This window comes from Klebsiella grimontii (assembly GCF_900200035.1).
GTDB classification, from domain to species: Bacteria; Pseudomonadota; Gammaproteobacteria; order Enterobacterales; family Enterobacteriaceae; genus Klebsiella; species Klebsiella grimontii.
In genome coordinates this window covers 72,331-97,171 of the sequence record NZ_FZTC01000019.1, presented here as the reverse complement: position 1 = coordinate 97,171, position 24,841 = coordinate 72,331, and the positions used below count along the sequence as shown (strand labels likewise).

Annotated in this window: 24 protein-coding genes; 16 read left to right on the top strand and 8 right to left on the bottom strand. The window is 53.9% G+C overall.

Features of this window, described 5'->3' with window-relative positions:
• The first annotated feature begins 54 nt into the window (after window positions 1–54).
• The gene (locus KOSB73_RS15220) at window positions 55–387 is read left to right on the top strand and encodes a cupin domain-containing protein (protein WP_004139027.1); all 333 of its coding nucleotides are present in this window, start codon (window positions 55–57) and stop codon (window positions 385–387) included.
• Between the two features lie 231 nt (window positions 388–618).
• Window positions 619–846, top strand: a complete 228-nt coding sequence (locus tag KOSB73_RS15215) for a DUF1272 domain-containing protein (RefSeq protein ID WP_071830717.1) — start codon at window positions 619–621, stop codon at window positions 844–846.
• A 47-nt stretch (window positions 847–893) separates the two neighbouring features.
• On the opposite strand, the gene KOSB73_RS15210 is transcribed toward KOSB73_RS15215, so the two are convergent.
• Window positions 894–1,769 carry a LysR family transcriptional regulator gene (locus KOSB73_RS15210; RefSeq protein WP_098140643.1) on the bottom strand — a complete coding sequence of 292 codons (876 nt, stop codon included), beginning with the start codon at window positions 1,767–1,769 and terminating at the stop codon, window positions 894–896.
• A gap of 120 nt (window positions 1,770–1,889) precedes the next feature.
• Between KOSB73_RS15210 and gstA the strand changes: the two genes are divergently transcribed.
• The gene (gene gstA / locus KOSB73_RS15205) at window positions 1,890–2,495 is read left to right on the top strand and encodes a glutathione transferase GstA (RefSeq protein ID WP_024358312.1); all 606 of its coding nucleotides are present in this window, start codon (window positions 1,890–1,892) and stop codon (window positions 2,493–2,495) included.
• A 228-nt stretch (window positions 2,496–2,723) separates the two neighbouring features.
• Here the strand turns inward: gstA and KOSB73_RS15200 are convergent, their stop codons facing one another.
• On the bottom strand, window positions 2,724–3,635 hold the full coding sequence (locus KOSB73_RS15200; protein ID WP_004139051.1) for an NmrA/HSCARG family protein: 912 nt from the start codon (window positions 3,633–3,635) through the stop codon (window positions 2,724–2,726).
• Window positions 3,636–3,763: 128 nt separating this feature from the next.
• Between KOSB73_RS15200 and KOSB73_RS15195 the strand changes: the two genes are divergently transcribed.
• Window positions 3,764–4,198 (top strand): winged helix-turn-helix transcriptional regulator, encoded by a 435-nt coding sequence (locus KOSB73_RS15195; RefSeq protein ID WP_024358313.1) that lies wholly within the window; start codon window positions 3,764–3,766, stop codon window positions 4,196–4,198.
• A gap of 148 nt (window positions 4,199–4,346) precedes the next feature.
• Window positions 4,347–4,742 (top strand): VOC family protein, encoded by a 396-nt coding sequence (locus KOSB73_RS15190; RefSeq protein WP_064342581.1) that lies wholly within the window; start codon window positions 4,347–4,349, stop codon window positions 4,740–4,742.
• A 161-nt stretch (window positions 4,743–4,903) separates the two neighbouring features.
• Here the strand turns inward: KOSB73_RS15190 and KOSB73_RS15185 are convergent, their stop codons facing one another.
• Window positions 4,904–5,707 (bottom strand): helix-turn-helix transcriptional regulator, encoded by an 804-nt coding sequence (locus tag KOSB73_RS15185; RefSeq protein ID WP_004139060.1) that lies wholly within the window; start codon window positions 5,705–5,707, stop codon window positions 4,904–4,906.
• A 102-nt stretch (window positions 5,708–5,809) separates the two neighbouring features.
• Between KOSB73_RS15185 and KOSB73_RS15180 the strand changes: the two genes are divergently transcribed.
• The 3 genes from KOSB73_RS15180 (at window position 5,810) to KOSB73_RS15170 (ending at window position 8,930) form a co-directional block, all read left to right on the top strand.
• Window positions 5,810–7,264 carry an MFS transporter gene (locus KOSB73_RS15180; RefSeq protein WP_064371724.1) on the top strand — a complete coding sequence of 485 codons (1,455 nt, stop codon included), beginning with the start codon at window positions 5,810–5,812 and terminating at the stop codon, window positions 7,262–7,264.
• Between the two features lie 228 nt (window positions 7,265–7,492).
• Window positions 7,493–8,095 (top strand): site-specific integrase, encoded by a 603-nt coding sequence (locus tag KOSB73_RS15175; protein WP_004139064.1) that lies wholly within the window; start codon window positions 7,493–7,495, stop codon window positions 8,093–8,095.
• 214 nt (window positions 8,096–8,309) lie between these two features.
• Window positions 8,310–8,930, top strand: a complete 621-nt coding sequence (locus KOSB73_RS15170; protein WP_071830716.1) for a histidine phosphatase family protein — start codon at window positions 8,310–8,312, stop codon at window positions 8,928–8,930.
• A gap of 168 nt (window positions 8,931–9,098) precedes the next feature.
• Here the strand turns inward: KOSB73_RS15170 and KOSB73_RS15165 are convergent, their stop codons facing one another.
• Complete coding sequence (locus tag KOSB73_RS15165) at window positions 9,099–10,061, bottom strand: NAD-dependent epimerase/dehydratase family protein (RefSeq protein ID WP_098140642.1); 963 nt, start codon at window positions 10,059–10,061, stop codon at window positions 9,099–9,101.
• Between the two features lie 96 nt (window positions 10,062–10,157).
• Here KOSB73_RS15165 and KOSB73_RS15160 point away from each other — a divergent pair, with 96 nt between their 5' ends.
• Both KOSB73_RS15160 and KOSB73_RS15155 read left to right on the top strand, forming a co-directional pair.
• Complete coding sequence (locus KOSB73_RS15160) at window positions 10,158–11,069, top strand: LysR family transcriptional regulator (RefSeq protein ID WP_098140641.1); 912 nt, start codon at window positions 10,158–10,160, stop codon at window positions 11,067–11,069.
• A gap of 415 nt (window positions 11,070–11,484) precedes the next feature.
• Complete coding sequence (locus tag KOSB73_RS15155) at window positions 11,485–12,405, top strand: LysR family transcriptional regulator (protein ID WP_024358316.1); 921 nt, start codon at window positions 11,485–11,487, stop codon at window positions 12,403–12,405.
• On the opposite strand, the gene KOSB73_RS15150 is transcribed toward KOSB73_RS15155, so the two are convergent.
• A complete protein-coding gene (locus tag KOSB73_RS15150) occupies window positions 12,402–14,096 on the bottom strand; it encodes a thiamine pyrophosphate-binding protein (protein ID WP_004139074.1) in 1,695 nt (564 codons plus the stop codon). The genes KOSB73_RS15155 and KOSB73_RS15150 overlap by 4 nt on opposite strands.
• Before the next feature lie 358 nt (window positions 14,097–14,454).
• Between KOSB73_RS15150 and KOSB73_RS15145 the strand changes: the two genes are divergently transcribed.
• Window positions 14,455–15,255 carry a hypothetical protein gene (locus KOSB73_RS15145; protein ID WP_024358317.1) on the top strand — a complete coding sequence of 267 codons (801 nt, stop codon included), beginning with the start codon at window positions 14,455–14,457 and terminating at the stop codon, window positions 15,253–15,255.
• Window positions 15,256–15,520: 265 nt separating this feature from the next.
• On the opposite strand, the gene KOSB73_RS15140 is transcribed toward KOSB73_RS15145, so the two are convergent.
• Window positions 15,521–16,489: a membrane protein gene (locus KOSB73_RS15140; protein ID WP_024358318.1), complete on the bottom strand. Its 969-nt coding sequence runs from the start codon at window positions 16,487–16,489 to the stop codon at window positions 15,521–15,523.
• 583 nt (window positions 16,490–17,072) lie between these two features.
• Window positions 17,073–17,840 (bottom strand): arylamine N-acetyltransferase family protein, encoded by a 768-nt coding sequence (locus KOSB73_RS15135; protein ID WP_004139077.1) that lies wholly within the window; start codon window positions 17,838–17,840, stop codon window positions 17,073–17,075.
• Window positions 17,841–17,878: 38 nt separating this feature from the next.
• Between KOSB73_RS15135 and KOSB73_RS15130 the strand changes: the two genes are divergently transcribed.
• From KOSB73_RS15130 to gap, 3 genes are all read left to right on the top strand, one after another.
• Window positions 17,879–19,375 carry an aminotransferase-like domain-containing protein gene (locus tag KOSB73_RS15130; protein ID WP_098140640.1) on the top strand — a complete coding sequence of 499 codons (1,497 nt, stop codon included), beginning with the start codon at window positions 17,879–17,881 and terminating at the stop codon, window positions 19,373–19,375.
• Window positions 19,376–19,570: 195 nt separating this feature from the next.
• A complete protein-coding gene (locus KOSB73_RS15125; protein ID WP_004139086.1) occupies window positions 19,571–20,551 on the top strand; it encodes a GlxA family transcriptional regulator in 981 nt (326 codons plus the stop codon).
• A gap of 78 nt (window positions 20,552–20,629) precedes the next feature.
• Window positions 20,630–21,640: a type I glyceraldehyde-3-phosphate dehydrogenase gene (gene gap, locus KOSB73_RS15120; protein ID WP_098140639.1), complete on the top strand. Its 1,011-nt coding sequence runs from the start codon at window positions 20,630–20,632 to the stop codon at window positions 21,638–21,640.
• Window positions 21,641–21,695: 55 nt separating this feature from the next.
• Here the strand turns inward: gap and KOSB73_RS15115 are convergent, their stop codons facing one another.
• Window positions 21,696–23,132: an MFS transporter gene (locus KOSB73_RS15115; RefSeq protein WP_082237224.1), complete on the bottom strand. Its 1,437-nt coding sequence runs from the start codon at window positions 23,130–23,132 to the stop codon at window positions 21,696–21,698.
• Window positions 23,133–23,243: 111 nt separating this feature from the next.
• On the opposite strand from KOSB73_RS15115, the gene KOSB73_RS15110 reads away from it, so the two are divergent.
• Window positions 23,244–24,113, top strand: coding sequence for a LysR family transcriptional regulator (locus KOSB73_RS15110; protein ID WP_049131852.1), 870 nt, complete (start codon window positions 23,244–23,246; stop codon window positions 24,111–24,113).
• A 239-nt stretch (window positions 24,114–24,352) separates the two neighbouring features.
• Window positions 24,353–24,832 carry an efflux pump transcriptional repressor OqxR gene (oqxR, locus tag KOSB73_RS15105; protein WP_004121015.1) on the top strand — a complete coding sequence of 160 codons (480 nt, stop codon included), beginning with the start codon at window positions 24,353–24,355 and terminating at the stop codon, window positions 24,830–24,832.
• Window positions 24,833–24,841: the final 9 nt, after the last annotated feature.

Here is a 24,841-nt window from a genome sequence, read left to right as displayed (position 1 = left end):
CGATAAACTTATATGGCATAAAAGCCTGCAACGATTATCAATGAGAATGGCTTTATGTCGCTTTACGATCTCAAAACCGAAGCGCAGGCATTGCCGGAGTCCTGGCACTCCCGGATCCTGGGCCGCGTTGGGGCAACGAATCTCAAAGTCCTGCGCATGGATGCCCACTCAGTCGCTGAGGAGGTGCATGAATATGACGAGGGATTACTGGTTATTGACGGTCGTCTGGAACTGAGCGTACAGGAGAAAAAAATCTCCGTCGCGCCCGGCCAGCTTTATATAGCCAAAGCGGGCATTCCTCATACGGTGGAAGGCGGCAGCTTTGGCACCCTGGTGATTATAGATTTACCAGACAGCGGCTTCAGCGGCGTATCCCCTGCTGATTAAGTGAAATGCGCGTTTGGAGGATAAGCGAGTCATCATTTCATTTTGATTGACTAAGCCATTGCGCCCACGTTATAGCCAATGTCCGGGTATGCTCCTGTGGGGTTGAAGGTATTAGTCGCGGGATCGCCATAAACGTTGAAATCTTGCACGTGAAGCGCAGCGGCGCGAATGCGGGCCGGGCAGATAACACGCGCTATTTTTCATGATGCCCCTTTAATCACTGAGATCATCATGCTTGAACTTCGCCCTAATTGTGAATGCTGTGATAACGATTTGCCGCCAGAATCAGCGGATGCGTACATCTGTTCATTCGAATGCACCTTCTGCATTGACTGCGTGACCCAGCGGCTTCAAGGATGGTGCCCGAACTGCGGGGGCGAGCTGGTGCGCCGTCCAGTACGCCCCGAAGCTGCCCTCCTTCGCCACCCTGCCTCCAGCCAGCGCCGATATAAACAATAAGCCAGTTTGTCGCTTATCGCTGACGCTCCGGTTCGCCGCGAGCCCGCTCATCCTCGTTTACGTAGCGCGTTAAGTAGCGCCTGCGTTGCGCCGGAAGACGTCCCGGATGACGAACAAACCAGCCGAAACTCACGGTGTATGGCAGGCGTCACGGGTACCACGCACAGATTACGCAACGCCTCCGGCAGGGCTGATTCGGGTACAAGGGCGACGCCCATCCCTTCCGCAACCAGCTTACAGGCGCTAATCCAGTCACGTACCGTCACGCGGATATCAGAAAGTTGCAGACCCGCATTTTCCATCAGGCTTTTTCCATTAACGACGCATCCGCCTGTCGCCAGAATAAAGGGCTGGTCTGCCAGCGCCTTTAGCGTTATGCCATAGGTCCTGGCATGGTGTGCCAGCCGATGAGCGGCTGGCAGTACCGCTACCCATGCATCCTGCCCTAATACAACGTCTGCGCGCCCGGGGTCGGGATTCATGACCACCCCCAGCTCAACGGTATCTGCGGCCAGCCACTCCTCGACCTCCTCGTCCGAGCCTTCCAGGATGACGACCTCAATACCCGGATGCAGACGCTTAAAGTCGCGCAGCAGGCCAGGCAACAAGGTGGACGTCACTGATGGAAAGCTGGCCAGGCGAATGCGCCCGCGATTTAAACCCCGGCTCTCATCGGCCAGTTCGCGGATGGCATTCAGCTGCGAAAGCATGTTTCTTGCGTGTTCAACAACCTGCCCGCCCAGCGCGGTCACCCCGATATATCGTCGCTCACGCGTAAATACCGGAAATCCCAGTGCAGCCTCTAGCTGGGCGATGGCCTGGCTGGCGCCGGACTGAGTCATTCCTATCTCCTCTGCGGCACGCGAGATGTTGCCGGCATCCGCCACGGCCACCAGTAAGCGCCAATGTAAAAGATTCATCATGATTGTCAGTAGCTCAGCTAATAGTTAGTTTCTTTATCATTAATTTTACAGCGCATTCCGCGTCAAATACAGTGGATTCAGGACCTCCCCCGACGGCTTTTCACCTTTCACGGAGACAAAATGAAACTCTATTACGCCCCGGATACCTGTTCGTTATCGCCGCACATCGTGCTGCGCGAACTGCAACTTGAGTTTGAACTGGTTAGAGTCAACAACAGAAGCAAGATCACCGCTGATGGTCGCGACTTCCGCGCCATTAACCCTAAAGGGTATGTCGCCGCCCTTGAACTCGATGATGGGCAGATACTCACTGAGGGTCCGGCCATCGTGCAGTACCTCGCCGACCTAAAACCAGAATACGGCCTGGCGCCGCGCGCGGACAGCTGGGCTCGGGTGCGTCTGCAGGAATGGCTTAACTTTATCACCAGTGAAATACACGCTGGCTCGGCACCGTTGTTCAACCCCGCGCTGCCCGAAGAGGTCAGAGCGATTTTTCGTGAGAAGCTGTTCCGACAGTTCGATTTTCTTCAGGCGACTCTCAACGAAAAAATCTATCTGACTGGCCCCACTTTCAGCGTGGCTGATGCCTACCTCTTCACTGTGCTGGGCTGGTGTAAATTCTTCTCAATCCCACTGGATCGCTGGCCTGGGCTATTGGCGTACAGGGAAATGATCAATGCCCGTCCTGCGGTACAGGCTGCATTACTGGCCGAGGCGTCGCTTTAAGGTTGATGTGGGGATTTGGGTTCAGGCGTTACTGCGTAAAAACGTAGAGCCTTATGACCAGGCATTCATCAAAGAAGACGACGAAAAAGGGGTGGATAACACCGGGCAGATGATCAGCAACCGCTAAGGAAAGGTGGTGCTGAGGCCCGAGCGCGTTATGGCGGATAATTTTGTGCCACAGACGTACAAGGAGAAAACAGCCGGAGGCGGGCAGCTCCGGCTATCGACCTATCGCAGGACAAGATTGGCCTGTGGGGCGTTAAGCGCCGCGTTAAAGCTCTGCCTTGCTGGCCCTGCCAACCATTGTTCCAGCGTCATCATCATACCGAACTCCTGTTCAAGCGCCGGTATATCCGCCGAGCCTGCGACAATGCCATTGTCTACCAACGCCGTGAGCTGGCGAAGAAAAGTGTTCTGCGCTAACAGCTCGTCAGGAAAGCGGTGATAATGAACAGGATGACCGGCGGCATCTGAGAAAGCACGCTGCAAGTCTTCACCGGTCAACGCCTGGCTGGCCAGTTCCAGAGTCTGCCCCCGATAACGTTCAGGATTACAAAGAATCTGGGCATTAATGCGCCCCAGGTCTTGCAGCGCAATCATCTGCATCGCCTGATGGCGTTGCATGAAGAAGAAAAAATGGCCGCTGTTTAGTCCCATGCCGGGCAGCAGCATCATTTCCATAAAGCTTGCCGGGCGCGTGATGGTCGTGGAGAGCGGCAAGGCGCGAAGGTAATCTTCAATTGTCGATTTACTGTCAAAGTGCCCCATGCCGGTTGGGGCTTTTCCAGCCGCCCCGGACGAAGAATAGACGAGATGGCGGATACCAGCCGCCAGGGCGCTATCGGCAATGGCTTTTCCCTGCATAACCTCCTGCTCGTCGCTTATCTCGCCTGCCGGAGAACTGGTCTGAACGCTAAATACGCCCTGGATACCCGACATTGCACGGTCAATGGATGCGAGGTCGAACAAGTCGCCGATGGCGAGCGTGATTCCTTCTGTCGTCAGCGCTCTGGCCACTTCGCTATGCGGATTCCGTACGAAAGCGCGGACTTGACGTCCGGCCCGCCGTAACGCTCGGGCCACTGCGCCACCTTGCTGCCCGGTGGCGCCAAAGACGAGGAATTCTGCGGTATGTGTCATGGTGGTTCCTTAGTGTAACTATTGGCAGTCACAGTATGGAACCAGTGCTATTCTGTTCACAAGACGGCACATTTTTGGTCCTCAGTTACACAAAGATAACCATTAGGGATGTCCAGCGGAGAAAAATTATGGCGCGTGAGATTAATGGCAGACCCGTGTTCGAAACACCGGATGGACCAAAACTGACACCCTGTGCGCCGGGGAGTGTCCTGGCAAGACTGGGTGATAAATGGACAATCCTCGTTATCTCACTACTGGCACTTTCACAGGAGACGCCTATGCGCTTTAGCGCCATTCGGCGCGGCATTCCTGACATTTCGCAGCGTATGTTGACCCTGACTCTGCGTAATCTCGAAAGGGATGGCCTGGTTGCCCGGTATTATTACCCCGAGCTTCCACCACGGGTGGAATATCAACTGACTGACCGAGGCCGGTCGATGTTGGAGCCGCTGGCGGGGTTCACTGACTGGATCAGGGATACCTGGCAGGATATTGAGGCATCCCGGAAAGCCTTCGATGATTCAGAGGACAAACGGGCTGCTGCGTCCATGACCCGCTTGTAGTCGTAGGCTACCTTATGCCAGAAGAGAACCGTCAGCAAACCGAAGCAGGACATTTCGGAGGCTCGTATGGACAAATGAAATGTATAATCACATGTAAACTCAGGCGGGATTTTAACATTAAAGCAGTATCTTTCCCTGGAGAACCCTGATGTTTACTCATATGCGTATTGCTAAACCCGTCGCCAATCTCGAAAGATCATTTCTGATGTACAGCAAGGGGTTAGGTCTGCATAAGATTGCTGAATTCAACGATCATGACGGTTTCAATGGAATAATGTTAGGGAGGGGAGACTTAGACTGGCACATAGAATTCACTTTTTGCCGAAACCATCCCGTTCAACCTTTACACACAGAAGAGGATTTACTCGTTCTTTATTACTCTGAAGAAAAAGAATGGGATACGGCCTGTGAAAGAATGATCGGTGCTGGCTTTAGAATGACCACGTCATTCAATCCTTACTGGGATGCGAACGGAAGGACATTTGTTGACCTCGATGGATATAGGGTGGTTATACAAAACAAGGCGTGGGTATTGCCCCAATAAATATTGCAATGCTGCCACCATCCTGCCGCAAGATAAACATTCGTTTCTCGCTCATAGCTGACCTCACGGCGCTTCAGGCAGTCCGCTTGGTGCCAAAAGCGGCCCCTTATAATGCATGCCAGCCATAGCGCGACGCGAGAATTTTTGTCCCTGTTTAATGGCTAATCAGGACGTTCAGCGTCTTCTTCTTGTCGCGCATACACTACCAACCTCAAATGTCGGTCTTCATCCACAGTTAGTGATGTGAATTCAAAAGGCACAGGCTGTTCCTCTATCATTAAATGACGGATTCCATTGCATGGCGCGTGAACCTGATGTTGTCGCCACCAGACTTTGAACTCTGGCGAGACATGTTCCAACTCATTTACCAGTTCAGGTATATCCGTACTTTGGCTGGCTCGAGTGAAATCACGGCGAAAGCTTGACAGCATCAAGGGAGCCTGTTCATGCCAGGCAACGACACGTTTCTGAAGAGTGCAATCGGTGAAAAGTAGCCAGAGAAGGTTACGCCGCTCGGGTACATGACTACCAAAATTAAACAGTTCGTCGGCTAATGCATTAAAACCCAGAACGTCCCAGCGCAGATTGAGCACAAAAGCAGGGTGCGGAAGATCGTGCATCAGGCGCCGCACAAGGGGCGGCAGTACGCACCAGGTTTTCCCTGGTTCGGCCGGAGGACGCTCATGTGCGAGCATAAACAGGTGTCGGCGTTCAGCGGCATCCAGTTTCAGTACCCGTGCCAGATTATCCAGAAAGGTGGACGACACGCCAATATCCCGGCCCTGCTCAAGCCATGTGTACCAGGTAAGGCCGACGCCTGCAAGTGCCGCGACTTCTTCACGTCGAAGGCCTGGCGTCCGACGCCGGGTTCCGCTGGGAAGCCCTGCCTCGGCAGGTGAAAGGCGTTCCCGATGCGCCCGCAGGAAGGCTGCCAGGTCAGTACGTGATCGATTCAGGGTCCGCATCGTTTATCTCATTGCTTAAAGTAATAGTATAAACTGTTAAATTGTAATGGTTTAATGAAAAGAAGAGAATCTTTGCATACTTTCTTACATTGGATATGCAATATGAGTTCATCTCCCGGTCTTACCCTGTCTTCCAGACATGTTTCTTGTAAAACGCCTCCCTGGGCCGGTTTGTCCGTATTACTCCTTGCAGGATTCGTTACCATCTTTGATCTGTTTGTTGTTAACGTCGCCATCCCCAGTATCCAGACCGGGCTGGGCGCGAATTTTGCGCAGATTGGGTTTATTGTCGCCGGATATGAACTCGCCTTTGGCGTTTTGTTGATTACTGGTGGACGACTGGGGGACATGTTTGGTCGCCGTCGATTATTCATTGTTGGTATGGCTGGCTTTACGCTGGCCTCGGCTTTTTGTGGTCTGGCACCAGGGACAGATTATCTTATCTGCGCCCGGATTTTGCAGGGGCTGGCTGCAGCATTATTGTTCCCGCAGGTTTATGCCTCTATTCGCGTTAACTTTGAGGATAATGACCGGCGCAAAGCTTTTGGCTTGCTGGGGATGACGCTAGGGCTGGCCGCTATTGCCGGTCAGGTGCTGGGCGGATGGCTGGTACATGCTGACTTGTTCGGTCTTAGCTGGCGCATCATTTTTCTTATTAATCTGCCAGTTGGAGTCTTCGCCATTCTTGCAGCACGGTCAATTCCCGAATCCCGTGCCCCGCAGAGACCGCTACTGGACTGGACAGGCGTCCTGCTGGTCAGCTGCGGACTGGTGCTAGTATTGGTTCCGTTAATAGAAGGGCCAGTTCAGGGCTGGCCTGAATGGAGCCGCTGGGCACCAGGTCTAGCACTGGCTTTACTGGTGCTCTTTTATCGGCAACAGGAGCAACGTCGAAAGGCAGGCAAGTGGCCACTGGTAGATATGCGGCTGATGGCGAATGGCAATTTCTCGCTGGGAACAATGCTGGTGCTGTTGGTTTACTCTACCTCAAGTTCATTCTTTCTCTGTTTTGCTTTACTGGTACAGACGGGGATCGGTCTGGATGCCTTCGAGGCAGGAAGTATCTTTGCGCCCTGTAGCGTCGGTTTTGTTCTTGCATCCTTGGCTGCGCCACGACTGGTTGCTAGATGGGGAACATCTACGCTTTTTTTTGGCGCGTTAATCTATGCGGTCTTCATTGCAATAATGATTTTTCAGGTATGGACGTCAGGATCAGAATTGAAACCAGTGCAGTTAATTCCGGCACTTATTATGGTCGGTGCTGGCCAAGGTTATATTATGACGCCATTACTGAACCTGGTATTGGGTTTTGTTGAAGAAGCGAAATCTGGCATGGCAGCTGGAGTTATCTCAACAGTTCAGCAAATCGGGGCTGCCCTGGGCGTAGCCGTCGTTGGCATTCTGTTTAATGGTGCTCTTTCAAAAGCGACTGACCTGTCACAAGCTGGGCAGTATACTTCTGCGTTTGTTGCCGGGATGCTGTACAACCTCGCTGCGGCAGCATTAATCTGCCTGTTATTGATGATTTTAAAAAAAATGCAACGGACAGAAAATTGACCTGATTTCATCAGCGGCCTCCTGAGGCTGGCAGAAACGGATCGATTGGTCAGGTCTTCATAAGAATGATGTCCGCTTCACGCCCTGAGACATTTGACATGACCTACTCCCCGTTGATTGACACACGGTATTGTTAGCAAGATTCATGGCAACTCAATTACGAACGTCTGCTGATCGCTCATAAGGGACAACCATACTCAAATCTCCCACATTGCAGGAGATTTGAGTATGAACACGTCACCGTGGAACAAAGACCGTATCATCGGCCAAAAAAGACCACTTCAGATATCTCATATCTGGGGGATCCGAATCCGGCTTGAACTAGAAGGTAAAACGCGCGATTTGGCTCTCTTCAATATGGCCCTGGACAGTAAGCTACGAGGCTGTGATCTGGTCAAACTCAAAGTATCTGATGTTGCATATGGTAGCTCTGTTTCAAGCAGAGCTACGGTGTTGCAACAGAAAACCGGTAGCCCTGTGCAATTTGAGATAACCAAAGGGACAAGAGAAGCTGTTGCTGCATTGATAAAGCATGGCAATTTGCATAGTAAAGACTTCTTGTTTCGGTCTCGAGTCGGAACTAACCAGCCCATATCAACCCGGCAATACAACCGAATTTTTCATGGGTGGGTAGAAAAGCTTGGTCTCGATGATTCGCTTTATAGCACACATTCCATGAGAAGAACAAAACCTTACCTAATCTACAAGAAAACCAAGAATCTCCGGGTGATCCAACTTCTGTTGGGCCATAAGAAACTGGAAAGCACAGTCCGTTATCTGGGCATTGAAGTCGATGATGCATTAGAGATCTCTGAATCGATCGAAGTCTAAGGTTGTCAGGGCTGCAACAGCAGCCCTGTGCCAGGAGCGGAAGTTAACTACGGATAAAATTCAGCGCCCCACCCCCAGAGCCGCTGCATAACGGCAATAAGCTACACTTGTTCATTATTTCCAAAACAGGAAAGCCTTCCGCTGCTTCAACGGTGTGTGTTTGATATCGCGCAGTTGGGACATTTTGATCAACAACGAGCATGGCCAGCTAACGATGAAATTGATACTTGTTCGACACGCAGAAACAGAGTGGAATTTGGAAGGAATTATTCAGGGGCACAGCGATAGCTCCTTGACCTGTCGGGGTTTGCGTGAAACATCCGTCCTACTAGCAGCGTTTAGTGCAAGTGAGTATCAAATAGAGCGTGTTTACGCTTCTCCGCTTGGGCGTGCCTGGCAAATGGGGCAAAGCCTGGCTGAACACTTTCATTGTTCACTGACGGCTGAACCGGCCCTTAAAGAGCAGGCCTTTGGTCAGTTTGAAGGTATGCCGTTAGAACTACTCAGACAAAAACATCCAAACTATGCAAATGCGTTATTCAGGCTTGATGCAGAGTATTGTCCACCTGGGGGGGAGTCACTGGCGCATGCTTCTCAGCGAGTTATGCGTTTTTTACAAAACCTGGAAGATACCTCATCACATCAACAAACAATATGTATTGTGTCTCACGGGCATGTCAGTCAGGGCACTCTGGCAATTCTTAAAGAAGGGACTGTCAATAGTTTCCCTCGCTATGCTCACCCCAATGCAAGTTATTCTGTTATCGACCTGATTAATGGAAAATGTATCGGCCTAAAGTGGGGGATTGCTACACATTTACGTCACCTGAATTAGTGGCTACCTTCCAAGCATTGAAAACCCATCCTGCCAGAGTCATCATTATTTAAGCACAATGTCCGCTCCTCGCTCATAGCGGACCTTTCGCCCAGTTAGCTTGTCCGCTTCGTGCCAGAAGCGACCATGGCGCGTCTCTAGACTGTGATACGAGACATCTCAGTATTATCAATCAATGCAGCCCAGGCCCTGTAACGTCGTATGGACGGCTACATCAAGTGGGGTATGAGGCTCAGCGCCTAAAAAATTCACCAGCTTCGTATTGTCCAGGCGGACCGACTGGCGCCACAGGTACCGCATCTCCAAAAGTTCGCGTAAGGTTGCGTTGAAAGGCGCAGCCAGGTACATAAACCACCACGGAAATGAGCGTATTTTGGCAACGCCGCCAAAGCGCGCCGCAGTGCGTTGAATCGCGCTGACCATTTCGCTGCCGTCGGCATCCCAATGGCCTTGCATATGGAAGCGCGCAAAGGGCTCAAGTTCCTCGCGTCGTTCCAGCAGCGCAGCTATCGTTTCCGCGACATCAGGTAAATAAGCCCACTGGTGACCGGTTGCAGGCGAACCAGGATTGGTAATGACGCCAGGCAGCTTGCCGGGTTTAATCAGACCTTGAGAAAACCAGTTATTACCGGCGCGTGGGCCAAAAAAATCCCCCGCGCGGACGATTAATACCCGCCCGCCCCGCTGCGAATAGGCCTCCAGTTCTTTCTCCATTTGTACCCTGATCGCTCCCTTCTTTGTGACCGGCATCTGCTGAGCACCTTCCCGTACTAGCGGAAAAGCGTCAGGACCATAGTTGTAAACGGTACCGGGAAGCACGACTAAGGCGCCGGTTCGTTCTGCTGCGCCAATCGTGTTGCGCAGCATAGGCAGCACCAGATGCTCCCAGTTTCGGTAGCCGGGCGGATTGACGGCGTGAACGATCGCGCTACAGTCTGCTGCCGCAGCGGCGACTTGCTCCGGGTCGAGAGCGTCGCCGCCTATCCACTGGATGTCACCGCTTCGTTCACTGCCGTGAAGTCCTCGTTTTAGCGCACGTACGTCCCATTTTTTCTGAATGAGCCGGCGAGCAGTTTCACCACCAATACCGCCGGTTGCGCCAAGTATTAAGACCCTGCCTCGGGTTACCATATTGTTTGCCTCTTTGCTGATTTGACCTTGACAGCGTACGTACAGGCAGAGCTAAATGGAATTGCATATCTTTATAGGGCAGCTATACAAATTTGTATGAACACATCTATCCCATGGGAGTGGTACCGAACATTTCTGGCTGTGCTCAGGGAAGGCTCGCTTTCCGGCGCATCGCGCCGGCTTTCGATGACGCAACCCACGGCAGGACGGCATATCGCTGCGCTGGAGTCGGCTCTTGGCCAAGTATTGTTCACGCGTTCGCAAACGGGGTTGCTGGCGACTGAAACGGCGCTGGCGCTGAGGGTGCATGCCGAAGCGATGGAGAGCACGGCGAATACGCTAGCGCGCACAGCCTCCAACTTCAGTCATAACAGCGCGTCCATTCGCGGCGTCGTCCGCGTCTCCGCGAGTGACGTTATCGGCGTTGAGGTGCTGCCGCCGCTTATTGCCAGGCTCCGGGAGTCTCACCCACAAATAACGATTGAATTAGTTCTGTCGAACCGGGTTCAGGATTTACTGCACAGGGAAGCTGATATTGCTGTACGCATGAAGACGCCGGTACAGGAGCAGCTTATTGCGCGTCGTGTAGGCCGGATTGAACTTGGCCTACACGCATCGACTTCCTATCTGGCACGACATGGCACGCCTGAAAATAGCGAAGAACTGCTGAAACATGCGCTGGTTGGCTTTGATCAGAATACGCCTTTCATCCGTAAGGTACTGGAAAAATACCCTCAGTTAAGCCGGGATTCATTTTCCATGCGCACCGATAGCAATGTGGCTCAGCTTAATCTTATTCGCGCCGGTGCCGGCATTGGCATATGCCAGGTGCAGTTGGCCAATGGCTATATTCCACTGCAGAGGTTACTGCCGAATTTCTTTTCTTTATATCTTGATACCTGGATCGTCATGCACGAAGACCTGCGCAATAGTCTGTGCTGCAAACTGGTTTTCGATATTCTGGCAAAGGGATTAGAGGAATATATCTGCCAGAGGCAGGAACCGTGAATCGCCATGGAGAAAAGGCCGCTAGTTCGAACTCAGTCTGCTTACGCCGCCAATGAGATTGGCACCTCAGGGGGTCGCTGATCCTCACAATTCATCGTCGGCTGCCCTATAGCGACGCCCCCTGACGTCATAGCTGATTTTTCCTATGGCGAGTTTATTCATCGGTTAAAGCGTGCGCAATCCACCTGTGTGGTGTATGGATGGCTCGTGCCGGGTTTGTCGCCATTTTCTGTTTATCCGGGAGGATGCACCTACCCCTCTCCCGCGCGCCATCAGCTTCTGCACCTCAGGAACAGCATGGGGTATTGCCACACACCAGCTTCAACTCGAACGCCAGAACGCTTAACTTCATGTGCATCTCCGCCCTGCAAACAAGTGATACCATAGAAGGTATGAACCTGCTTCAGGAATGCTCATGAAACCGACCCTTAATCAGTTGATTAACTTTTGCACTGTTGCTGAAACCGGAAACATCGGCAAAGCCGCCAGTAAACTCAATATCTCGCAGCCTCCCTTAAGCCGGCAAATAGCCCAGCTGGAAACCATCCTCGGTGCAAAGCTGTTTAACCGGGCCGCTAAAGGTGTCAGTTTAACCCTTGCCGGAGAGCAATTTCTGGTGGACTGCCGCGCGGTGCTGGCAATGCTGGAGCTGGCCTGTAATAACGTACGGGCCGTAGAATCAGGGCAGAAAGGTGTGCTGAAATTAGGTGCAACAATGTATGCCAGCTATAGCGTTGTGCCTCATGTTGCCATGCAGCACCGGGAGACCTATTCTGATGTGGAATTGCATTTTCAGGAGATGGTCCCCTCTGATTTACACGCCGCATTAGAGGATGGCAGATTAGACGCGGCAATCAGCTTCTCCGAGACGGCCACTCCGGGAATTCATTCACTGGTACTCTTGCGTGAGCCGCTAATCGCCGCCCTTCCTGCCAATCACCCCCAGGTTCAAAGCGAGCATTTCAGACTTGAATCACTCTGTGATGACCCGTTCATCACTGTTCCGCGCCAGAGTGCACCGATGCTCTACGATTCCATCCTTCATCAGTGCCTCAAGGCCGGATTTAGCCCGCAAATAGGACTGGAAGCCTCCGTACAGCAGACTGTGATGAATTTTGTGGCCCGTGGCGTTGGCGTGGCGCTTATTCCCGCAAGTATGGAGAATGCCCAATTGCGTGGTGTGGTTTACCGTAGGCTGGAAAATCCGAATATGGTGGAGAATATGCTGATGTGGTCGACAAAGAACAAAAACCCGGCTTTACCGGGTTTTGTGAACCTGTGCCGCAGTATCAGGGATAAACTGGATGCAGCGCAGTCCGGACGGATTAACGATTAACTCTTACTGATGATGATTTCGATCACATTAGGTTTGCCACTCGCCAGTGCGGCCTCAACTGCCGGGGCGATATCTCCGGCACGGAGAACTTTTCTGGTTTCCAGTCCCATCGATGCACCCAGTGCCTGATAATCAACTGCCGGATTAATCAAATCCATTGCGATAAAGCGTTCTGTTTGCGCCGAAGTATAATCTGCCTGTGAACGCATGAAGTTTTTCAATACGTTATATTCCGTGTTATTCATTACAATAAAGGTTACCGGCAGTTTTTCATGTGCGGCCGTCCAGAGAGCCTGAGGGGAGTACATCGCAGCGCCGTCGCCCACAAAGCACACCACAGGCGCTCTTCCCAAACCGAGTGAATAGCCCACAGCGGCAGGCATCCCCCACCCCAGACCACCGCCGCGCAAAAAGGCATACTGATCCGCACGGCGACTGTTGAGTGATTTGCGAAGCGAGCCGCTGGTTGCAATCGCTTCGTCAACAATTGCCACATCTGGTCCGATCGCCCTTGCTGCCTCAAACGCAGCCACGAGTGGCGTAATTACCGTAGCAGATTGTTGTTCATTAACCTGCCCGAGCAGACTTTCTTTGCTCAATTCAAACTCATTAACCGCGTTTTCAAAACGACGTTGATAATCACTGCGATGGTTTGCCGTGGCTTTTTCCAGTTCGGGCAGTAGCACCCTTAACGATGATTTAATATCGCCAACCACTGAGAGTTCACTACTGTAGGTGCGTCCCAGGTCGCCCGCATCGGCTGATAACTGGAACACTTTACACTGGTCCGGTACTGCCTGACCTTCTGTATAAAGAATGGTGATAAGCGACTTACCGCCAAGTGCAAAAATAGCATCGTACTGGCCTAATGCTCTGTTAATTTCCGTCGCTTTAGTGGACAGATTACCCCGCCAGAGAGGGTGTGCTGTTGGGTAGGGGATCCGGTTTGGCCATGTTGAACCGTATACGTCAGCGGCAAGCATCTCAGCAAGAGCAACAACCTCGCTGGCCGCTTCACTTTGGTAAATTTCGTCGCCGGCAATCAGTGCGACTTTACCCGGAGTAAATGCCGCCAGCTTACTTGCCAGCAAAGGTAACGAACCCGCGACTGCATTGCGGTCAATAGTGGAAGGCGCCCCGATCCCGATACAGCTCATCGCCTCCATCACATCCATCGGAAGCGACAGGAAAACGGAGCCTTTCGGTGCAGCGTCTGAATCGTGGAAAGCCCGGCGAACTAATACCGGTAGCTGGTCAACGTGGGTAACCTCCTGTGACCATTTAGCGAACGTTTTCCCCATTCCGACCAGATCACCCAACAATAACGGATCGGTTGTCGTGTGGCGTAAATCCTGCTGCCCTGCTGTCACCACAAGTGGTGTCTGTGAACATTTTGCATTCAACAGGTTTCCCATGCCGTGGCCTAAACCACCGGCGGTATGCAGATTCAGAAATCCTGGTTTTTTTGCTGCCTGCGCATAACCGTCCGCCATGGCTACTGCACTCGCTTCCTGCAGAGCTAATACGTACTGAATTGACGGTTTTCTTAACAGCGCATCCATGAAGGGCAGTTCGGTTGTGCCTGGATTACCAAACACATATTCCACCCCTTCACTTTCCAGAACTTCTAACAATACATCACCGCCACGACGTGCATTGGCGTTTTGCACTTTAGTTATTGCGTTACTCATAGAATGATCACCTCTATCTGCGTATTCGTTCGCCCTGTCTGGCGGGTGATTCAATCTTAATAACAGGTATAACATCCTTTCCAATACTATAATGATGCCCAGCCATACCCTTCAAGGTATGGGAAGTCATTCGTTTTCCATTTGGTCAGTTTGAAGCATGACAGCAGCACCGTCCTGACGCGGCAATGATTGAAGAGGTAACAAACACGGCGCAATCAATAGCGCCGGACTATACAGGGCAATTTATCGCTTCGGGAAACCCTTCGAAGAAATGACTATTCCTTCAAAAATATCTAGCCTGAATATAGAGAACTCGATACCCTGTAATGCTTTGTGTTTTTTGTGAACAGGAAAAAGTATGCTTAATACGTTACCCGATTTACACAGAAGTTTTGCAGAGCACCTCAAGCTTCAATTTCAGTCTGACTCGCGGATTCACTCCCTTCTCGCCGGCGGCTCGATTATCCATGGCGGATTTGATAAATACTCCGATTTGGATTTTGTCGTTGTGGTCGATCCCCTCTACTATGACGAAATCATGGCCCAGCGTGTGGCGTTCGCCGGAACGCTGGGCCATCTCCTGCATGCTTTCAGCGGGGAACATGTCGGAGAGCCTCGCCTGCTGATATGCCTGTATGGTCCTGAACTCCTTCATGTCGATCTGAAATTTGTCACCCTGGAAATGCTCACTCAACGCGTTGAGGAGCCAGCCGTGTTATTTACCCGTGATAACCGTGCTCTGCAGCAACAACTGGCAAAATTCAGTGCTCACTGGCCTGATATGACGCCGGAGTGGTTCGAGTCCCGAGCCTGGATCTGGCTTCATTATGCGGTGGCTAAACTAGGAAGGGGCGAACTCTTTGAGGCGATTGGTATGCTGTCATTCTTCCGCGAGCAGGTACTGGGGCCAATGCTGCACCGCCGTGCAAATTTACCGCAACGTGGGGTTCGCCGCATTGAATCGCGCGGTATTGATCCTGACGGCCTGCTGACTTCCACGCTGGCAACGCACGATCGTGACTCCGTCAGCGTTGCTATCAGAATGGCCCTTGACGCTTATATCACTCTGCGAGCGGATGCTCTGCCTGAAAATATCGCAGACGATGCCGCGCAACGGGCGCTGTTGGCCATGCTGAAAGCGTATTCTGACAAAGTTTAATCCTGACTTCCGATCGCTTACATGGCCGGACAGGGGCAGCGAAAAACGCGTCTGACCGCATGGCAAAAAGCATAAATGCCCGGGAGGCATTTATGCTTTTACGATAATGACCACCATGCCGATATTCACAGGTCAGATATTCTTGCCGTCCTGAAAATACTCAGTGCATAAATAACGCGATTAAAATAATGATAGGGATTGGCACACCCAAAAAGAAAAGCAATATTGAACGCATAGGTTCCTCCCGCAGAATGTGTATTAGACGTTATAAATCACGCTGACGGCCGCCATAAGTTGCGCAGAGACTGGCAACAAAAGCGCCGATTAACAGAGAAATGAATGACCACAGGGTGACGTAGCTAGTGGTTTTTCTGGCGGCGTCTGCGGTCTGCTGCGCTTTATCTTTTGCCTCTTTTAAATTGGCCTGGGCTTTATCATAAACCGCCTGTACCCGCTGTTCGGCCTCTTTCTGACTGATGCCGGTATTCTGAGAAACCAGCTGCGCCACATACGTCAGATCGTCCTGGGGAAGCGCGCCAGAATTAATGCTATTAGCAAAAATACCCGTCACCTCGGCTAATTGAGCCGGTGACTCCGCCTTTGGCGGCACAGGATGATTCATTGCCATAACGTCATTGCCTGATGAATTTGCTGGCAGCCCGCTATTATCCGCCGGAGTGGCAGCGGTAGCCCTGAACAGTGAACGGGTAAAATATTCCATCGATGACTTCGATAACAGAGAGGCTCCGTCCCCCGCGTTATTCATGGCGGTTGCCGTCGCGCCGCCGGCAACGGAACCTATCACTTTTGCGCTACCGCCGATCAGCGAACTGATGGTGGTGGTCAACAGCACAGCGGAGACCAGCAGCGCCACGGCCCACGTCAGAAAGCCATGCGCCGTGTCGCGGAAATAGATTTCATTGGTATGAGTGTCAACCCATTTAGTCCGCAGCCGCCCGGCGAGGTATCCGCCCATACCTGACGCCACTATTTGGGTAAACGTCAGCCATGCGATGGCGGCAATACCGACGGTTCCCGCCGCAAGTCCTTGATTTTCCCACGGGGAAATTGAGGTAAGGCCCAATCCGGCGCCAAGCATGAGCAGCATAAGCGCCAGCGACGCCGCGGCGGCGGCGCCTGCAAATATCGCTCCCCATGATACCGCGCTCGCGCTGTTAACCGCGGCCGCGGGTACCTGACTACTGATAGAGGTAGAGTCGTAGATATTCGTCATTTACGTTGTCCTTTGAAATAACTCATTAGCCCCGACGTCGTTTGCTATAAACGTCTACTGCAGACATTAACCCGCCAGAACTACGGTAATATCGAGCGGGATAATTATCGCTCGCCGCTTAAATAGCGGGCGATTGACCAGGGGCCAATTATCTAAATGAGTACAAATTGGTAGTGTATGAATTTAATCAACAATTTTATTTTAGTAGATGATTTTGTTTTAACCATTCTTTATCGCCAAAAATATTACCATATAGCCGTAACCAACTGTAAGTAAGGGGAATATTGGTGAAGATAGATTTTGCCGACAATATTTTTCGCGGAGCTATATTGCCCAGTTTTTATGGAATTATCTTAATTTTATACGGGTAATTCACTGAATGATCTTGGTTATTAAAAGTGGCGTACGTTTACGATTTGCATTATCGACGATTTAATACCACGGCCTGAACCGTAATACATAGCTGGCGGCCGATCGAAGTATATCAACTGAGCAAAAGGAACGCGGGGAAGGTTTGCTTCCCTTCCCCGTTATATCGGCTTCGTATTCGTCTCGCCGTGGGCTAGCTCGCCCTTTTGACTAATTAGCGAGCAGACAAAGCAAAGCGGTTCTCAAGCGCATGCGCTATTTCATCTTCTGTCAGCCACTGCTTCTCTACGCGGTCGGCGGTAATACTCTTAAGCATATTGCCGAGCAGAATAAAACGCCCCTCGGGCTGATGCTGTATCACCAGCAGCTTTTGTACAAAGACCGCATCGGGATGCGTGGAGTTAAGAAAATTGGCCGGAACAAAATCAATCCACTCCTGAGGTGACAGGTCAAAACCGTATTGATTGGCCCAGCTTCCCTCAACCCTCGCCTGCAGCAGATAGCTTCCGTTCGCATCACGCGTAAGCCGGAACGTATCAAAATCCTGGATGATGTCCGTATCAAGTTCGTCCAGGGCCAGCGGCGCGCGGATACCGTAGCTCCCAAAGCCAAGGTCGCAAAGCCACTGACGGCCATCAACTTCCGCGACCACCGCCATATGGGTTTTAGGCCGGCGCGCAGGATAGAACATGGGCCGCGCCGCGACAAACCGCCAGGCAATACCCAGCGCTTCCAGCGCCATCGTAAACAGCCCGTTGAGTTCATAGCAGTAGCCGCCCCGTCTCTGCCGTAAGAGCTTGTTGGCAATATCATCGGGCTCCATCGAAACGATTTTACCTGCCTGTACGTCCAGGTTCTCGAAGGGGATCGAAAAGAGCTGGTGGCGCATGAGCGCGTGCAGCGTCGCGGTATCGGCAGCCGCAGGCCCGCTATAGCCTATGCGGCGGAAGTAAAGGGAAAGGTCAAAACTGTCGCTGTGCATGTTATTTCCTTGGCTGGATTGTGTTGAGCCCACTATAGATGGCGCCCCGCAACGCCTGTATAGTCAGATTTATCAAAAATCAGACTATACAGATGACAATGTCCGACCCTCTCCCGCCGATTCCCCACTACCGCCGAATAGCCGATATGCTGCGGCTGACGCTTACTTCAGGCGCTTTGCGGGCAGGCGATCGCATTATCTCCGCGCGCAAACTGGCCGAGCGCGAGCAGGTCAGCCTTCCCACGGCGCTGGAAGCCCTGCGTCATCTTGAGGCGGAGGGGCTGATCGTCGCCCGACCGCGTTCAGGCTACTTTGTCCGCCAGATAAACACCGCCAAAGACGGACAGCGCGCAGCATCTTTATCCGGCCCGGTGCCGGTGACCATGTCCGCCATCGCCCGCTCGTTGTTCGGTAGCGCTGAAGCGCGTCTGGTGCCGCTTGGCGCCGCGCTACCCGATCCCGCCTGGCTTCCCGTCGAGGCTTTGCAGCGGGCGTTGCACACTGCCGGTCGTCGGCTTGATGCGCGCGGGCAGAGCTACAGCCTGCCCCCGGGAAGAGCGGACCTGCGCAGAAAGATTGCCGCCCGCGCGGCGCAGTGGGGCGCCCTTTTTGGCGCCGATGACCTTATCATCACCGCAGGCGCAACCCAGGCGCTACGCCTGGCGCTCCGCGCGGTATGCCAGCCGGGCGATGCGGTGGCGATTGAGCAGCCCGCCTATTTCGGCACGCTTCTGCTGCTGGAAGATCTGGGGCTGAAGGCGTTACAGATCCCCACGGACCCGATTAAAGGGTTATTACTGCCGCCGCTTAAAGAGGCCATTAAGCACCACCGTCCGGCAGCCGTTCTGGCCTCACCCACGGTGCAAAATCCGCTGGGCGCCAGCATGCCCGTCGCGCGCAAGCAGGCGCTGGTGGCCCTGCTTGCCGATCAGGGCATCCCTTTAATTGAGGACGATGTCTACGGCGATCTGGCCGGTGGCGCGCAGCGTCCGCCCGCGTGTAAAGCCTTCGACAAGGGCGGAAATGTGATTTATTGCAGTTCTCTGTCGAAAACCCTGGCGCCGGGCTGGCGAATTGGCTGGATTGCCGCCGGACGCTATTACCCGGCAGTGTTGCAGGCCCGCATGGCCGGGGAATGGGCGGGCGCGCCGCTGATAGAGGCCGCGGCGAACGAGATCCTCGCCAGCGGAGATTATGACCGGCACCTGAGGCACCTGAAGCTGCGGATTGCGGAAGGTATGCGGGCCATTATCGCCAGGGTTGACGCCTGCTTCCCACCGGGCACGCGCGTAGCGGCGCCCGAAGCCGGCTTTCTGATTTGGGTCAAACTGCCGTCCGGGATCGATGCGCTGGAAGTCCATCGTCGCGCCCTCGCCCTGGGTATTGGCGTCAGTCCGGGGCCGCTGTTTTCCCCGGGCGCAGCTGAACTGCAAAACTACCTGCGCCTGAACGGTGCGAACGAACCCACGCCCGCGCTTTTGCAGGCCGTGGAGCAGCTCGGTAGCTTATGCCATGAACTGGTCGGGGGCCGTTGACGCCGGACATTTCCGTCGAATTATCAACGCTGACAGGCGAGCATCTGGCTGGCTGTATGCTATTCATGGCGATATTTCCCCCGGGTTTTCCCGGCGCCCTGCCGCTCTCTGGCTGAGCAAGCCTCTGGTCAACGCCCTTCGCCCAGGCCAATCGGTTCTGTTGACTTATTCTGTAAAAAGATTACTTTTCAGGACATGAAGAAGATACTTATTATTGTCCCCGATGGCGGCATGCTGTTTGAATCCGCCGGTATTGCCGACATTCTGATGCAGGCCAACCGCCTGCACCCGGAAGGCGCTAAGGGCAACGGTTACCAGGTGCAGCTCGCGACAACCCAGCCGCATCAGGTGATCCATGGTCAGTCCGGTTTAAATCTGCTGGCCGATCATCGCCTGCATGAGATAGACCCCCGCGAGCCGCTTGATACCATCATGATTACCGGCAGAGGTCAAAACCCGCAGGAAGGGATCGCGGTCGTTGACTGGCTGCGGCTGGCTGCCCCCCATGCCCGCCGCATTGCGTCCATATGCGGCGGCGCGATGCTGCTGGCGCAAACCGGGTTACTGGACGGCAGACGCGCCACTACCCACTGGAAGCTGCTGGAAACCCTGCAGGCGGAATTCCCTCAGGTGCGCGTGGAAGGCGGCCCGCTCTATATTCAGGACGAGCATATCTGGACCTCCGGCGGGGTCAGTTCCGGCTTTGACCTGACGCTAGCGCTGGTTGAGGAGGACTACGGCTTCAGCCTGGCGCGCGATATCGCCCAGGACTTCGTCATGTACCTGCGACGTCCCGGAGGCCAGCTGCAGTTTAGCCGCTACAACCTACAGCAGACCAGTACCCTGGGCCCCATAAACGATCTGCTGGCCTGGGTGCTTGAGAACCTCACCGCCGACCTCTGTGTGGAAAAACTGGCGGAAAAAGTGGCCATGAGCCCACGTAATTTCACCCGCGTATTTACCCGGGAAACCGGCGCGTCGCCGGCGCGCTACGTCGCCGAAGCCCGCCTGGCCGCGGCCCGGCAGCGTCTGGAGCAGACAGCCGAGACGCTGGATCGTATCGCCGAACAAACGGGATTTGGCAGCAGCATTAACCTGCGACGGCAGTTTGAAAAACAGCTTCACCTGACGCCGGGTGAATACCGCCAGCGTTTTCATTGCCGTAAAATGGCGTAAAGTGATCCTTTTCCGTCATTTACGCCAACCAGCGACCGGCCTACATTAACTTCAGAGACAACAACTAAGGAGTTGATCATGGTAAAGGTCGGTATTAATGGTTTTGGCCGTATCGGTCGCAACGTACTGCGTGCTGCCCAGGGTAACCCGGAGATTCAGATTGTGGCCATCAACGATCTGACCGACAGTAAAACGCTGGCCCATCTGCTGAAATACGACTCGCTGCTCGGTAAACTCGACGCCGACGTCACCGCCGGTGAGGGGCAGCTTGTGGTTGACGGAAAAACCATTACCGTCTTCAGCGAACGCGACCCAGCGAGCATCCCGTGGCGTCAGAGCGAGGTGGATATTGTCATTGAGGCCACAGGCTTCTTTACTGACCGCGACAAGGCGGCGGTACACATCCACAGCGGTGGCGCCAGGCGCGTGATTATCTCCGCTCCCGGTAAAAATGAGGATTTAACCATCGTGATGGGTGTTAACGATGGCCTCTATTCACCGGATAAGCACTACGTGGTCAGCAACGGTAGCTGCACCACCAACGGCCTGGCGCCTGCCGCGCAGGTGCTGCACCAGCATTTCGGTATTAAACATGGCCTGATGAACACCACCCACGCCTACACCAACAGCCAGGCGCTGCACGACCAGCCGGAAAAAGATCTCCGTGGCGCCCGCGCCGCCGCGCTGTCGATTGTGCCCTACTCCAGCGGTGCCGCGAAGGCGCTTGGCAAAGTTATCCCTGAGCTGGACGGCCGCTTAACCGGTTACTCGCTGCGCGTACCGGTTCCGGTGGTGTCGATTGTCGATCTGACCGTAACGCTCGAGCGGGATGTCACGGCTGAAGAGGTCAATAACGCGTTTCGTGAAGCCGCCGCGACGGGGCCGCTGAAAGGTACCCTCGGCTATAGCGATGAGCCGCTGGTCTCAAGCGACTACCGGGGCGATCCGCGTTCCTCCATTATCGATGGTCTGTCAACGCTGGTGATTGGCGGCAATATGGTCAAAATTCTGGCGTGGTACGACAATGAGTGGGGATTCTCCAATCGCCTCGTCGACCTTTCGCTGCTGATGGCAAAGCGTGAAGGCTAGCTCCTTGCCCACACGTCCCCTCTAAAATCCACGCCCGGCGTGGATTTTTTTAGCGCTATCGCCGGTCCCAATCCGAAGAGCGCCGGAGAAGGCGGAAACTTAACCCGGCGCCCGCGGCAAGGCAGAGCGACATCGCCGCCAGCGCGACGATAAAAGCCTGGGTGATATTCGCCGCGCTTTTCCCGTTGTCCAACATGCTGTAAAAAAGGCCGCCAATCACCGCGACGCTCAGCGCCGTGCTGAGCTGCAGCGCCGAGCTGGTCACGCCGGCAATCATTCCCGAAAACGCCGGCGCAACGCGGCCGGTTACCATTCTGACCAGCGTTGGCATCGCCAGCCCCTGGCCGAGACCGGTAACAAAAAGCAATAGGGCGAGCGGCAACGCGGCGGGAGAACTGCCCGTCGGCGTATTGGCAATGACCCCTGCAAGACCTGCCAGCCCTAAGGTCTCGCATCCCATCCCGATTGCGCTCAGGTAATTGCCAACCAAGCGCCTGAGATAAGGCGTCAGCAACGGTCCGATCAGAAAGCCGACGCCAAAGGGCAGAAAAATCAGGCCCGCGGTCAGGGCGTTCAAATGCAACGCGCCTTGTAGATAAATGGAAAATAAAAGAAAGAAGGCGCCGATGGAATAAAACAGCAATACGATCGCCAGTCCCTGGCCCAGTCCCGGCGCGCGCAACACGGCAGGATTAAGTAGCGGCGAACCGCCATGCTGGCTAAGCCGATCCTCATAGCGCCATAACAATCGGGCCAGCAGTGGGAAAGCAAGCAATGACAGCCACGTCCACCACGGCCACCCTGCCTCTCGGCCTTCAGTCAACGGCACAATCACCGCGCTCAGCATCACGGTTGTCAGCAGCGTGCCGACGGGGTCCAGCCGCTGTGCAGATTGCGCCCGCGTCTCTTTCAGCAGCGGCACGCCAAAGAGGATGACCAGCAGCGCCACCGGCAGGTTAACGAGAAAAATAGTCCGCCATCCCAGGCCAAACAGGTTCGCTGAGATCAGAATGCCGCCTGATACCTGGCCGATAACGGAGGCCAGGCCAAACACTGCGCCATACAGACTCAGCGCGAACGGTTTTTCCGCTTCCGGGAAAATGGCCTGCACGGAAGCCAGCGCCTGGGGGGCCATAATCGCAGCCGTGGCACCCTGTAAAATGCGTCCGATAATCAGCACCCACGGTGACCAGGCTAAACCGCACAATAACGATGCAGCAGCAAAACCGATAAGCCCAAGGAAAAACATCCTGCCGCGGCCATAAATATCGCCCAGGCGGCCTCCGGTAATGAGGGTGACAGCATACACAGCCGCATAGGATGAAATGACCAGCTGTTCGGCGGAGAAAGAGGCGCCCAGCTCGCTCTGGATGGCAGGCAGCGCAACATTGACGATAAAAAAATCGAGCGGCGGCAAAAACGCGCCGACCAGCAAAATGACGAACATGGCCCAGCGGCGCGGCTCAGCTTGCGTGATGCGATGGGTCGACATAGAACACTCCATAGGGTTAGGTCGAGGAGGCAATAGTGATACCTACAAAGTTGTTTTGGAACTGACACTTTTGTATATTTGATGTTCATTTTTGAACGGTGAGACCATGAAATGGAATGGGGAGACGTCCGGGTATTTCTTGCAGTCCTTCGTCAAGGCTCCTTCGGTGAGGCAGCGCGAAGCCTTGGCGTGAGTCATCCGACGGTAGGACGCAGGATAAAAGCGCTGGAAGATGAAGCCCAGCAGGCGCTGTTCCGCCGTACAAGGGAGGGTCTGGTGCTAACGGACGCCGGCGACAGAGTTCTTAAGCTGGCTGAGGCGATGGAAAACTCCGCGCTGGCAATGGAACGACGCCTGGCGGGGAATCATGAACGACTTGAAGGGATATTAAGGATATCTTCAGCAGAATGGTTCGCTAACTATGTTCTGGCCCCGGTGCTTGTCGAACTGACGCGCCGCCACCCGGCCATTGTGCCGGAAGTCATTGCAAGCTACCGCTTGCTCAATTTGTCGCGCCGCGATGCCGACATCGCGTTTCGCATCGTCCCGTTTACCGAACCGGATATTGTCCAGCGCCGCCTGATGAGTATGCCCTATGCGCTGTATGGAACAGCGGAAACCGCGCAGACGGTGCAGCACGATCCGGCCGCCGTGGGGCTTATTTTGATGAATACGGCGCAATCTCACTTTTCTGATGTTGCCTGGCTGCTTGACGGCTTCCCCCTGTCGCGGCGGGTGTTCACCAGTACCAGTCGGGCCGTTCAGGCGCAGATGTGTCAGCGGGGAATGGGGATGGCCGTGCTACCGCAGCCTCTTGGCGATGCCCTCTCCGGATTGCAGCGCATTGGCACGCCGACGCCACCGCCATCCAAAGATATATGGGTCGGGTATCACTCTGATCTCCGACATATGGATCGCCTGCGGGCAATGCTGGATATTGTCGATGCCATGCTTGCCGATCCTGTTGCGGCCGGCACCTGAACAGCACCACGTTCGGTTCGCATCATACCCCTCTTCCCTCTTCATTATTTACCGCCTTGGCCGGGACAGGAAGGAGGCGACGCCAACCTCCAGTACAGGTCGGAAACGCTTTTTTAAGTCGCAGGCATAGCGCAGATTGCTTCAAAAAAATTACCGTATTTGGTATATTGTTTGTTTATTGCTTACTCACCTCTGCGGTGCCAAAAAGAACAAGATTCACCGCTACCCAGGATAAGAAAATGTTAGATTACCGCTTCCCGACAGCTTTGCAGATGGTTCTCAGCGTAGCAATGGCGGAGCAGTTGGGTGAACGCTCAACGAGTGCGATTCTGGCCTACGGTCTGGAAGCGAACCCGAGCTTTATCCGCAAACTCATGGTTCCTCTCACCCGTGACGGCATTATCGTCTCTACCCTTGGCCGCAACGGCTCTATTCATCTTGGCCGCCCGGCGGAAGAGATCACCCTGCGCGATATCTACGTCTCCGTCATCGAAGATAAAAAGCTGTGGGCGTCGCGTCCTGACGTCCCTGCCCGCTGCGTGGTCAGCGCGAACGCATGCTGGTACTTCAAATCTATCGCCGATGAAGCGGAGCAGGCTTCACTACAGGTACTGGCGCGCCACACCGTGGCAAGCGCGCTGGAAGAAGTGAAAAAAGCCGATACCAGCGGGTGCGATCCGGTGCCTGAACTTATCGCCAAGTATAAAGAAGCTCATTAATTTTCCTTC

Excerpts from the sequence above, each read along its gene's own strand:
- KOSB73_RS15220 (WP_004139027.1), top strand. The coding sequence starts at position 55 with ATGTCGCTTTACGATCTCAAAACCGAAGCGCAGGCATTGCCGGAGTCC.
- KOSB73_RS15215 (WP_071830717.1), top strand. The coding sequence starts at position 619 with ATGCTTGAACTTCGCCCTAATTGTGAATGCTGTGATAACGATTTGCCG.
- KOSB73_RS15210 (WP_098140643.1), bottom strand. The coding sequence starts at position 1,769 with ATGATGAATCTTTTACATTGGCGCTTACTGGTGGCCGTGGCGGATGCC.
- gstA (WP_024358312.1), top strand. The coding sequence starts at position 1,890 with ATGAAACTCTATTACGCCCCGGATACCTGTTCGTTATCGCCGCACATC.
- KOSB73_RS15200 (WP_004139051.1), bottom strand. The coding sequence starts at position 3,635 with ATGACACATACCGCAGAATTCCTCGTCTTTGGCGCCACCGGGCAGCAA.
- KOSB73_RS15195 (WP_024358313.1), top strand. The coding sequence starts at position 3,764 with ATGGCGCGTGAGATTAATGGCAGACCCGTGTTCGAAACACCGGATGGA.
- KOSB73_RS15190 (WP_064342581.1), top strand. The coding sequence starts at position 4,347 with ATGTTTACTCATATGCGTATTGCTAAACCCGTCGCCAATCTCGAAAGA.
- KOSB73_RS15185 (WP_004139060.1), bottom strand. The coding sequence starts at position 5,707 with ATGCGGACCCTGAATCGATCACGTACTGACCTGGCAGCCTTCCTGCGG.
- KOSB73_RS15180 (WP_064371724.1), top strand. The coding sequence starts at position 5,810 with ATGAGTTCATCTCCCGGTCTTACCCTGTCTTCCAGACATGTTTCTTGT.
- KOSB73_RS15175 (WP_004139064.1), top strand. The coding sequence starts at position 7,493 with ATGAACACGTCACCGTGGAACAAAGACCGTATCATCGGCCAAAAAAGA.
- KOSB73_RS15170 (WP_071830716.1), top strand. The coding sequence starts at position 8,310 with ATGAAATTGATACTTGTTCGACACGCAGAAACAGAGTGGAATTTGGAA.
- KOSB73_RS15165 (WP_098140642.1), bottom strand. The coding sequence starts at position 10,061 with ATGGTAACCCGAGGCAGGGTCTTAATACTTGGCGCAACCGGCGGTATT.
- KOSB73_RS15160 (WP_098140641.1), top strand. The coding sequence starts at position 10,158 with ATGAACACATCTATCCCATGGGAGTGGTACCGAACATTTCTGGCTGTG.
- KOSB73_RS15155 (WP_024358316.1), top strand. The coding sequence starts at position 11,485 with ATGAAACCGACCCTTAATCAGTTGATTAACTTTTGCACTGTTGCTGAA.
- KOSB73_RS15150 (WP_004139074.1), bottom strand. The coding sequence starts at position 14,096 with ATGAGTAACGCAATAACTAAAGTGCAAAACGCCAATGCACGTCGTGGC.
- KOSB73_RS15145 (WP_024358317.1), top strand. The coding sequence starts at position 14,455 with ATGCTTAATACGTTACCCGATTTACACAGAAGTTTTGCAGAGCACCTC.
- KOSB73_RS15140 (WP_024358318.1), bottom strand. The coding sequence starts at position 16,489 with ATGACGAATATCTACGACTCTACCTCTATCAGTAGTCAGGTACCCGCG.
- KOSB73_RS15135 (WP_004139077.1), bottom strand. The coding sequence starts at position 17,840 with ATGCACAGCGACAGTTTTGACCTTTCCCTTTACTTCCGCCGCATAGGC.
- KOSB73_RS15130 (WP_098140640.1), top strand. The coding sequence starts at position 17,879 with ATGGCGCCCCGCAACGCCTGTATAGTCAGATTTATCAAAAATCAGACT.
- KOSB73_RS15125 (WP_004139086.1), top strand. The coding sequence starts at position 19,571 with ATGAAGAAGATACTTATTATTGTCCCCGATGGCGGCATGCTGTTTGAA.
- gap (WP_098140639.1), top strand. The coding sequence starts at position 20,630 with ATGGTAAAGGTCGGTATTAATGGTTTTGGCCGTATCGGTCGCAACGTA.
- KOSB73_RS15115 (WP_082237224.1), bottom strand. The coding sequence starts at position 23,132 with ATGTCGACCCATCGCATCACGCAAGCTGAGCCGCGCCGCTGGGCCATG.
- KOSB73_RS15110 (WP_049131852.1), top strand. The coding sequence starts at position 23,244 with ATGGAATGGGGAGACGTCCGGGTATTTCTTGCAGTCCTTCGTCAAGGC.
- oqxR (WP_004121015.1), top strand. The coding sequence starts at position 24,353 with ATGTTAGATTACCGCTTCCCGACAGCTTTGCAGATGGTTCTCAGCGTA.